Source organism: Chloroflexota bacterium, assembly GCA_020850535.1.
Taxonomy (GTDB): domain Bacteria; phylum Chloroflexota; class UBA6077; order UBA6077; family JACCZL01; genus JADZEM01.
The window spans coordinates 23736-33929 of the sequence record JADZEM010000221.1 but is presented as its reverse complement, the minus strand read 5'-3'; the positions used below and the strand labels follow the sequence as shown (position 1 = coordinate 33929).

General features: G+C 69.7%; 9 protein-coding genes. 2 read left to right on the top strand and 7 right to left on the bottom strand.

Annotation, left to right across the window (positions count from 1 at the left end; translation table 11 throughout):
* Nucleotides 1–243 precede the first annotated feature (243 nt).
* Nucleotides 244–744, bottom strand: a complete 501-nt coding sequence (gene sodN, locus IT306_30910; GenBank protein ID MCC7372864.1) for a superoxide dismutase, Ni — start codon at nucleotides 742–744, stop codon at nucleotides 244–246.
* An 88-nt stretch (nucleotides 745–832) separates the two neighbouring features.
* On the opposite strand from sodN, the gene lepB reads away from it, so the two are divergent.
* Complete coding sequence (lepB, locus tag IT306_30905) at nucleotides 833–1351, top strand: signal peptidase I (GenBank protein MCC7372863.1); 519 nt, start codon at nucleotides 833–835, stop codon at nucleotides 1349–1351.
* Nucleotides 1352–1377: 26 nt separating this feature from the next.
* On the opposite strand, the gene IT306_30900 is transcribed toward lepB, so the two are convergent.
* Nucleotides 1378–2349, bottom strand: coding sequence for a C-terminal binding protein (locus IT306_30900; GenBank protein MCC7372862.1), 972 nt, complete (start codon nucleotides 2347–2349; stop codon nucleotides 1378–1380).
* Between the two features lie 923 nt (nucleotides 2350–3272).
* Here IT306_30900 and IT306_30895 point away from each other — a divergent pair.
* Nucleotides 3273–4427, top strand: a complete 1155-nt coding sequence (locus IT306_30895; GenBank protein ID MCC7372861.1) for a response regulator — start codon at nucleotides 3273–3275, stop codon at nucleotides 4425–4427.
* 289 nt (nucleotides 4428–4716) lie between these two features.
* Here IT306_30895 and IT306_30890 read toward each other — a convergent pair whose 3' ends face one another.
* The 5 genes from IT306_30890 to IT306_30870 all read right to left on the bottom strand — a co-directional run bounded on the left by IT306_30890 (nucleotide 4717) and on the right by IT306_30870 (nucleotide 10191).
* Nucleotides 4717–5583 carry a polysaccharide deacetylase family protein gene (locus tag IT306_30890; protein MCC7372860.1) on the bottom strand — a complete coding sequence of 289 codons (867 nt, stop codon included), beginning with the start codon at nucleotides 5581–5583 and terminating at the stop codon, nucleotides 4717–4719.
* Nucleotides 5584–5698: 115 nt separating this feature from the next.
* Complete coding sequence (locus IT306_30885; protein ID MCC7372859.1) at nucleotides 5699–6805, bottom strand: hypothetical protein; 1107 nt, start codon at nucleotides 6803–6805, stop codon at nucleotides 5699–5701.
* Between the two features lie 9 nt (nucleotides 6806–6814).
* On the bottom strand, nucleotides 6815–7879 hold the full coding sequence (locus tag IT306_30880) for a dipeptide ABC transporter ATP-binding protein (GenBank protein ID MCC7372858.1): 1065 nt from the start codon (nucleotides 7877–7879) through the stop codon (nucleotides 6815–6817).
* On the bottom strand, nucleotides 7876–8907 hold the full coding sequence (locus IT306_30875; protein ID MCC7372857.1) for an ABC transporter ATP-binding protein: 1032 nt from the start codon (nucleotides 8905–8907) through the stop codon (nucleotides 7876–7878). The genes IT306_30880 and IT306_30875 overlap by 4 nt, the downstream gene beginning before the upstream one ends.
* A 99-nt stretch (nucleotides 8908–9006) precedes the next feature.
* Nucleotides 9007–10191 carry an ABC transporter permease gene (locus IT306_30870; protein MCC7372856.1) on the bottom strand — a complete coding sequence of 395 codons (1185 nt, stop codon included), beginning with the start codon at nucleotides 10189–10191 and terminating at the stop codon, nucleotides 9007–9009.
* Nucleotides 10192–10194 lie beyond the last annotated feature (3 nt).

Below are 10194 nucleotides of genomic sequence, written 5' to 3'. Positions count from 1 at the left end.
GACGGACGCTCAGCCTCTTCTCACTCGGCCTCCGCTGGCTCGACCGCGCACGCCTCCACTTCGTTCCCCTCTCCCCTCACCTCTCCCTCCCTTTCACCTGACCAGGAAAACTGTCGGGTACTGAGCCTCCAGGGGAGAGGGGAGTAGACTGAGGCGTCGCGCCTCTCCCGCGCACAGGGAGAGGGATGTCGACGCAGGCGATAGTTGCGCCGCGCAGCGGTCGGGGGGTGAGGGCTGTCCCGACTAGCCCAGGACCGGCTGGACGATCTCGCCGCCCGACGGCTGGCCCGAGGGTACCCGCTTCGTCGCCACGCCCTTGCTCGCCCAGAAGATCTCGGCGATCTGCTGCGTGCCGGCCAGCAGGTCGAGCGCCGCCTGCTTGTTGATCTGCTGCTTGACCGTCGAGGTCAGCTTGGCCGTCTTCCACACGATGTCGTGCAGGTTCGGGGCCTTCTCCAGATGCTCGGGCCTGAAGTAGTCCGACCAGAGCACAATGATCTCGTGCTCGGCGATCTTCGCGTGCTCCTCCTTGACCGCGACGTGGCGGCTGAAGGTGTGCAGCTTCTCGGTGCTGTTCAGTTCCCCGAGGCCTTCGATCAGATCGACCATGCGGATGATGGTGTGGGCGGCGAGCTGTGCGGTGTGCGGATCGTAGATGCCGCAGGGAACGTCGCAGTGTGCGGCAGCATCCTCAGCCGGCAGCGCGCGCAGGCCAGCGGCAATCATTCGATCGACCAGGCTCATCGATCCATCTCCCAGGTTCAGGTTGTGTAACCTAGAAAAGTGTACCCCGGGAACGCACACCGGGCGAATTTCCCCTCTGGGAGCGATTGTGGCGCGTCGATCTGCCCCGCCGGCCCTGGCCGCCGCCGGCCTGCTGCTGGCCCTGATCCTGTGGCTTGCAGGGCAGCGGCGAGTGTCCGTGCGGGGCCGCAGCATGGTCCCCGCGCTCGACGAGAACGAGCTGGTGCTCGTCGATCTGCTGGCCTACTGGCCCTCGGCCCTCCGCTGCCCCCGACGCGGCGACCTCGTCCTGGCCGACGGGCAGACGGTGGACGGACCATCGCTGCTGCTCAAGCGGGTCGCCGGGCTGCCGGGCGAGGTGGTCACGCTGGCACGGGATACGCTGCTGATCGACGGCGAGCCGCTCGATCTCGGGCGGGCCGTCGTCGGATCGTCGCCGGGCGCCTGGGCGCTCGGCCCAGACGACTACTTCCTGCTGAGCGAGAACCTCGCCGTGGGCACGGACAGCCGCCACGTCGGCCCGTTCACACGGTCGCAGCTGCGGGGCCGAGCGTGGCTGGTGTACGGGCCGGAGGTGCGTTGGTTGGCGCGCTCAGGTGGTCGGTAGCCCCTCACCCCGCCCCGCGCCGGCGATCAGCTGAGCGTGTTGACTGGGCAGCGCGGGGCCTGCCCCAGCAGCAGCCGCGCCGCCTCCTCGCCGGCCAGCCGCTGGAGCGCCGCCGCCGCCTCGTCCGAGTACCACGCGGCGTGCGGCGTGATGATGCAGTTCTCCAGCCCGAGCAGCGCGCTGTCCCGCGCGATAGGCTCGGTCTCCATCACGTCGAGCGCCGCCCCCGCGATCTCCCCCGCCCGCAACGCCGTCGCCAGCGCATCGGCGTCCACCAGCCCGCCCCGCGCCGTGTTGATCAGGAACGCGCTCGGCTTCATCAAGCGCAGCGCCCGCTCGCCGATCAGGTGGCGCGTCTCGGCGGAGAGCGGCGCGTGGATCGAGACGTAGTCAGCTGTCTGGAGCAGCTCGTCCAGGCCCACCGGAGTGACATTCCGCTCGGCGAACGCCGAGGCCGGCAGGGCCGGATCGTGGGCGATCACCCGGATGCCGAAGCCCTGCGCCTTCGCGGCCGTCAGCGAGCCGATCCGCCCCAGCCCGATGATGCCGAGCGCCCGGCCGCGCAGCCGACCGACTGGCTTGAGCGGTTCGACGCTCCAGACGCCGCGCTGCACGCCCTCGGCCGCCACGATCAGCTTGCGGGCAATCGCCAGCAGCAGGGTGATCGCGTGGTCCGAGACCTCGTCGGTGCCGTAGTCAGGGACGTTGCAGACGTAGATCCCACGCTTCGTGGCTGCTGGCACGTCCACCGTGTCAAAGCCGACGCCGTATCGGACGATGCCCTTGCAGCGGTCGAGCGTCGCGAGCACGCGCGCGGTCAGCGGCGCGTACTGCGTGAGGATGACCTCGGCCCCGGCCAGCGCGCGGATCAGCCCCGCTTCGTCTTTGACATGCTCGCGCACCAGCTCCGCGCCGATCCCCTCGAGGATGGCGCGCTCCTGGGCAACGTCCGGGTAGTCGGCATCGGTGATGACGGCGCGGAATCGTGGCGAACTCACGGCGGCTCCAGCGGCGGCCGGCCCTGAGGCCAGGCGGCGACGGTGAGATGGCGGCGACGGTGAGATGGCGGCGACGGTGAGATGGCGGCGTGCGGGTGTACCGTGCAGATTGTGGCAGGCTGCACCGCGAGCGCTCAAACGCGCGCTCAGCTCACCATCACGCCGGCCGCCGCCAGTGCACACGCGTCCCAGGCGTGCGTTTCGTGCAACGCCCTTCTGCGCGCGCGCCCAACGCCAGCGGCGGCGCGCAGAGCAATTGCATGATGAGCGCGTCGCGCAGCGTCGTCAGGGCTTGAAAGCCCCGCCTACCATCCTGCAGTCGCTGCGCGACGCTCCAGTCGCACCAGTCCCTGCCGTTTCCGGCGTCCGTCGCGCAGCGACTGAATGCGTGTAGGCGGGGACTTCAGTCCCCGACCGACCGTTCCATGATCCTTCGGGTACACCAATGAACATGCAGTCGCCCTGCGACGGCGACCCCTGCCGCTGGTACCGGCACCTCCGGCAGCAACACGCCGCCGGCGGCCAGCTCGCCCACGCCGTAGCGTTCACGCCGCCATACCTGGCACTCGCCTCGCCTCCGGGGCTGTCATGCAAGTGACAGCCCCGGGGCGCCCGCGGGAACGTCACCAGATCGCCCGTGGTGCTACACTCCTACGGGAGCGCGGCTTCCTTCGCCATCCTGCATGCTGCAACCTCATTGAGGTGCGGAGCGCAGAGGTCTTCGCAACGCAGCCTCGCACGAGCGCGATTCACCTGGAGATGTGGCGACCTGCCGTAGCGCGAACGCATCCTTGGGATGCTCGCCGTGGCAGCAGCGCAGAGGCCGGGCCGGGTCGCCGGTGGTTGCGCGAGGCGCCCCTCGCAGTGCATCGTTCTCAAATAGGGCGGGGGGCGTTGATGCAGGATCGCACCAGGGGTGGACGGTGAAGATACTCGTCGCTGAGGACGACGCCGATATCCGAGATCTCCTGGAGATCGCCTGTCTCACGCTCGGCCACTCCGTGCGCCTCGCCCGCGACGGCCAGGAGGCGTGGGAGCTGTTCCTCGTGGATGGCGCAGACGTCATCATCAGCGACTGGCTCATGCCGCGCATGCAGGGCACCGAGCTGTGCCGCCGCGTCCGGGCCAGGGACGACGTGCCCTACGTCTACTTTGTGATCCTCACGGCGCTCGACGGCGAGGATCGCATGCTCGAAGGCATGCAGGCCGGCGCTGACGACTATCTCACCAAGCCGTTCAGCATCGGCGCGCTCCAGGCCCGGCTCGTGGCCGCCCAGCGGGTGACCACGCTGCACCGCGCCCTGGCCCAGCGAGACGCCGAACGCGCGCTCTCCCTGGCCCGCCACGCGGCGGTCTTGCGGGTCGCGCGCAGCCTCGCCGCCGAGGGCGATCCGGCCGCCCTGTTGCGGAACGTCGTTGAGGAGGCCGTGGCGCTGATCGGCGGCGAGGGCGGCGCCCTCTACCGCTGGGATGAGCAGCAGCAGTGTCTGACGCCGGTCGCCGCATCTCAGCACGCATTGCGAGATGGCTCACATCCGGACGGCCCGTTCCAGGGCAACCGTGACCTTCACCTGGGTGAGGGGGCTGTCGGGCGGGCGGCCGAGCTGCGTACGCCGGTCGTCGCGCACGCCGGCACGCCGGAGGCCGAGGTTGTCGCGCCGCTCCTGCACGATGGACGACTCGTGGGCGCGCTGGCGATCGGCGTCGGCCAGACAGGACGTTCGATCACTGCCGAGAACGTCGAAAGCCTGGAGATGCTCGCCAGTGTGGCAGCGGCAGCGCTGGTCGGGCTGGAGCGCGCCCAGCTGGTCGCCGTGGCCCTGGCCGCCCGCGAGCTGGCGCACGTCCTCAACAACGACCTGGCGCTGCCCGTTGGCGCGCTCGAGCTGATCCGCGAAGATCCCTCCCTGGAGCCGCACCTGCGGCAGATCGTGGACGATGCCAGTATGGGCCTCGCCTCAGCGGCCGGGCACGTGCGCCGGCTCCAGCAGGTCGTGCGGATCGAAACCAAGCAGACGCCCGTTGGCCCGGCCCTGGACCTGGAGCGCTCCGCGCAGACGAACCACCAGGGACAGTGAGTCCGGTGAGGCGCTAACCAGGATTGACGAGGTACCCCCGTATTCCGTCTGTCACTCTGGAGGCCCTCACCCCCCGGGAGGCCCTCACCCCCCGACCCCCGGAGGAGGCCCTCACCCCCCGACCCCCTCTCCCGCGCACAGGGAGAGGGGGAGGAACGAAACTCTCGTGCGTCTCCCCCTCTCCCGCGCACAGGGAGAGGGGGCCGGGGGGTGAGGGCCACCTGGGGGTGAGGGCCACCTGGGGGGTGAGGGCCATCTGGGGAGTGAGGGCCTTTACCGCGGTCGTTGCTTACAGCCCGAGCAGGTCCGTGATCGTCACGAAGCTGTAGCCGCGCTCGCGCAGCCCCGCGATGATCGGCGTCAGCGCGGCGGCGTCCTGCGACTCGATGCCCACGTGGAAGATGTAGATCGCACCCGGCTCGGCCCGGCTCAGGCAGCGGTCGACGATCCCCTGGGCCGGCAGCTTGTTCCACCCCAGCGAGTCAACCGTCCACATGATCGTGTAGTCGTAGCCGGCATCTGAGAGATCCCGCATCACGCCGCTGTCGAGATCGCCGTAGGGCGGGCGGAACAGCGGGCGGGTGCTCCTGTTGGTCAGGCCGACGAGCAGCTCCTCGGTGCGGTCCAGCTCCAGCCGCCGCTCGCCAACGGCCAGCGCTCGCCCCGCCGAGAACCCGGTGAACGACCGGTGGCTCCAGGTGTGGTTCATCAGCTCATGGCCCTCGGCCGCCATCCGCTGCACCAGGTCGCTGTTCTGCTGCGCCCACAGGCCGGTCATCCCGAACGTCGCCGGCACCTTCTCGTCGCGCAGGATGTCGAGGATCTGCTCGGCATAGCCACGGTCGGCGCCGGCGTCGAACGTGAGGGTGACGGCGTTGCACTCGGCCGGCCCCTTGTCCACCCGCACCGAGGCCCCGGGCGTCTTCTCGACGGCCGGCGCCTCCGGCCGGCAGGGAGCGGTCCGTTGCGGCGCGTCGGCAGGCGGCTGCGGCACGAACGCCTGCCCCAGCGCGGGCGAGGCCGGCAGCCCGACGAGCACGAGCAGCGTCATCGCCACCCCGAGCCGCATCCACCCACGCCACGCCGGCCGTCCCGGCTCGCGACGCACCGGCCGCTCCGACCCGCGACGCACCACCCGCACCATTGCTGCCCGCATCCGCGTCCTCCCAGAACCGCGGGTATCGTCAGGGCCAGGGGCAAACCGTGTCAAGAGGCCCCGGCCGCCCGGCTGCGCGTTTGGCGCCCGGCTGCGCGTTGGCCGCCCGGCCCGCTCAGCGCGCCAGCCCTTCCAGCAGGTCGGCGATCCGCCCGGCCGCCCCGAGGTGACCGGCCAGCGGGGCCGGCTCGGGATCGGCCAGCAGCGCTGCCAGGATCGCCGCGCGCAGCGTGTCGCGGTCCGGCGCGAGCGTCACCCCATACTCAGGGCCGAAGACCCGCTCCTGCTGCCAGAACGGCCCCGGCAGGTACGCCACCGCCGCGCGCGGCAGCAACCGGGCCTCCCCGAGCAGCGTCGAGCTGAGGCCAACCACCACCCGCGCCTGCCCGCAGCTTCGCAGGCGGTCCGGATCGTCGTCAGGCAGGACCGTCAGGCCCGGCGGCGGTGCCAGCAGCCCCTCATCGCGCTGGACCGGGTGCAGCCGCACCCGGACCCGAAAACCGGCCGGCGCCTCCGCGCGCAGCGTGTCCAGCACGTCGTACAGGTCGGCCAGCGCCTCGTGCTCGTCGATCTCGAAAAAGGCGCCCCGCAGCCGCATCGCGCCGACCGGCGACGAGACGAACAGCACGTCAACCGGCTCGTCGGCGACCACCGGGGGCGGCGCGCTGCGCGGCAGCAGCGCGATCTCCTCCAGCGTCGGGTTGCCGGCCGCGTGGAGCCGCGCGGCCGGCGCGCCGGCCGCCCGCAGCCGCTCGACGGTCGAAGGGTCCGGGCAGGCCAGCACATCCGGCAGCTCGGCCAGCCCCGGCCCGAAGCGCCGCTCCACGAACAGCATGGCGTCCAGGATGCCGAGCGTCGGCACACGCCCACGCGCCCGCACGGCCAGCTCGCGCTCGACAACACCCTGCACCGACGTCCCGAGCAGCAGCGCGGACGGCCCGGCCGCCAGGACCGCCTCTGCACGCTCGTCGACGGATGCCGCCGCGAGCGTCTCGTACGGGATGCCGTCGTCCACGGCGACGCGCGCCGACGGGTTGGCCAGGAGCACGCGGTACGGCACGCCGCGCCGCGACAGCTCGCGCAGGACCGGGAGCACCACACGCCACGCCCCAACATCCGTTGCCACGGCTGTCGGCAGAGCGGAGGTCGGCGGCCCCGCCGATCCGGCCGGCGGGGCGCACTGTGACGCCTCGGGGTCACCGCCCCGAGGCGTTTCACCCATGGAGCAGCATCAATCTAGGTCGATACCCGTCAGGGTCAGCTCGTTGGCGCGGTGGCAGCGCACCCAGTGGTTGGGCGCGGCCTGCTCCCAGGTTGGCGTCTCGGCCTTGCACTTGTCCACGGCGAACTGACACCGTGGGTGGAAGTAGCAGCCGCTGGGCGGCGCGGCCGGGTTCGCCACCTCGCCGAGCAGCGTGATGCGCTTGGCTCGCGAGCGCGGATCCGGGCGCGGCACCGCCGAGAGCAGCGCCGACGTGTACGGGTGCTTCGGCGCGGCGAAGATCGTGTCCCGATCCGTCAACTCGACCATCTGCCCGACGTACATCACGGCCACGCGGTCCGAGATGTGCTTCACGACGCTCAGGTCGTGGGCCACGAACAGGTAGGTCAGGCCCAGGTCGTTCTGGAGGTCGAGCAGCAGGTTCAGGATCTGCGCCTGCACCGACACGTCGAGCGCCGAGACCGGCTCGTCCGCCACCACGAGGCTGGGGTTGAGCGCCAGCGCCCGCGCGATACCGACGCGCTGCCGCTGGCCGCCGCTGAAGGCGTGCGGGAACCGGCGCATGAACTCCGGCCGCAGGCCCACCAGCTTCAGCAGCTGCTCGACGCGGTCGATGCGCTCCTGCCGGTTCTTGACCCCGTTGACCAGCATCGGCTCGCCGATGATGTCGAGGATCGTCATGCGCGGGTTCAGCGACGAGAACGGATCCTGGAACACCATCTGCATCTGCCGCCGCAGCGGGCGCAGCTGGTTCCGCGAGATCTTCGCGACGTCCACCACCGTGCCGGTCTCGGTGGTGAACTTGATCGAGCCGCCCGTTGGGTCGATGGCCCGCAAGACGCACCGCGAGGTGGTCGTCTTGCCGCAGCCGCTCTCGCCCACCAGCGCGAGCGTCTCACCCTTCTTGATGCTGAAGCTCACGTCGTCGACGGCGCGCACGTTCCCGATGGTCTTCTGCAAGAAGCCCCGCTTGATCGGGAAGAACTTCTGCAGGTGCTCGACTTCGAGCAGCGTCTGGCCGGCCTTGACCGCGCCGTTCGAGCCGTTGCGGCCCTGCGGTGATACCTGATTCATCGTCCCACCCCCGCCGGGACGCCACCATACAGGAAGCACGCCGCATCCTGCCGGTCGCCGACGTGGATAAGCTCTGGCTCGGCCTTGTCACAGGTGCCAGGCATGAAGGAGGGGCAGCGCGGGTAGAACGGACACCCGTGCGGCCGCGCATACGGATGCGGGATCGAGCCGCTGATCGTCGGGAGCTTCACACGCGGCGTGGCGTTGACGCTCGGGATCGACTCCAGCAGGGCCTTGGTGTATGGGTGCTGCGGGTTGTGGAAGATATCGTCCACCGGCCCCTTCTCGACCACCCGCCCGAGATACATCACGACCACCTCATCCGCCATCTCCGCGATGACGCCCAGGTCGTGCGTGATGAGCATGATCGCCATGTGGTTCTGAGCCTGCAGCTCCCGCAGCAGGTCCAGGATCTGCGCCTGCGTCGTCACGTCCAGCGCCGTCGTCGGCTCGTCCGCGATGAGCAGGATCGGATCGGCCGAGAGCGCCATCGCGATCATCGCGCGCTGCCGCAGGCCGCCTGAGAGCTGGTAGGCGTACTCGTCCACACGCTGCTCGGAGCGCGGGATGCCGACCAGTTTCATGACCTGGATGGCGCGGTCCTTCGCGTCCTTCTTGTTCATCTTCCGGTGCAGCCGGATGTTCTCGATGATCTGGTCACCCACGGTGTGGACCGGGCTGAACGAGGTCATCGGCTCCTGGAAGACCAGCGAGATCTGCCCGCCACGAATCTCGCGCATCTGGCGGCCGTCAGCGGGGATCTTGGCAAGGTCGAGCGCGCCAGCCTCGGTTCCGTTGGCGTCCGGCTGGAAGAGGATCTGGCCGCCATCGATGCGGCCCGGGCGCTCCACGATACGCAGGATCGAGCGGGCGGTCACACTCTTCCCGCAACCGCTCTCCCCCACCACCCCAATGGTCTTGCCACGGGGGATGTCGAAGCTTGCGCCATCTACCGCTTTGACGATGCCTTCGTCTGGGTAGAAGTACGTCTGGAGGTTTCGGATCGAAATCAGCGGCACGTCAGCCATCGGTCGCTTTGCTCCCCAGTCGTCAGTTCTCAGTCATCAGTCGTCAGCAGCGCTCGAGGCCCACTGATGACTGATAACTGATGACTGAGAACTCGCCGGTCAGTTGTACGGGTCGGCGGCGTCCCGCAGGCCGTCACCGAGGAAGTTGAACGCCAGGATCACGATGATCACGGGCACTGCCGGGAGCAGCAGCCACGGCGAGATCGCGACGGTCTGGACGTTCTGCGCCTGCTGGAGCAGCACGCCCCAGGAGATCGCAGGGGGGCGCATGCCCAGGCCGAGGAAGCTCAGCGACGTTTCACTGATGATCATCGCGGGGAGCGCCAGCGTCGTCGCGGCGATGATGTGGCTCAGGAACAGCGGCACCATGTGGATGAAGATGATGCGCGCCTGGTTGCACCCGGACAGCTCCGCCGCCATCACGAAGTCTTCCTCACGCAGCGAGAGGAACCGTCCGCGCACCACGCGCGCCAGCTCCGTCCAGCCGATGAGTGAGATGATGATCGTGATGACGAAGTAGACCTGGAGCACGCTCCAGTCCTGCGGGACCGCCGCCGCCAGCCCCATCCACAGCGGGATCGTGGGGATCGAGCGGAGGATCTCGATGACGCGCTGCACCACCGTGTCTGACCAGCCGCCGAAGTAGCCGGAGACGCCGCCGAGCACCACGCCCAACACCAGGCTGACCGCCACGCTGACCAGGCCGATGGTCAGCGAGATGCGCGTCGCGAACATCAGGCGCGACCACATGTCCCGCCCCTGGATGTCCGTCCCGATGATGAACAGCGACTGCTCCGCCGTGTACCCGTCACCCACGCCGATCAGGTGGCGGTTCGCCGGGATGAACCCGAACAGCTTGTACTCGAAGCCCGGCGCGAAGAACGTCACCGGCACCTTGACGCTCGGGTCCGGAGCGTACACGCGCTTGAAGGTCAGCGGATCACGCTTGCCCACGAGACCCGGCACGTGCGGGGAGAAGCCGCCCGTGTCTGGGTCGAACCAGACGATGGGCTGCGGGGCGATCAGGCCGCGCTGCGCGTCCGAGGCCTCCGGGTCCGCGTAGGCCAGGAAGTCGGCAAACAGCACGCCGACGTAGAACAGGATGACGACGAGTGCGCCAACCATCGCCAGCTTGTGCTTGCGGAAGCGCCACCACATGAGCTGCCACTGGCTGGCAACGGAGACGCGCTCTTCGGCAACGGTTACGGCGACGGCAACCTCGCCATCAGCGCCCGGTGCGACCGCCACGGCGGCATTGTCAGTGTTCTGAACGTTCTGCGCCATGGC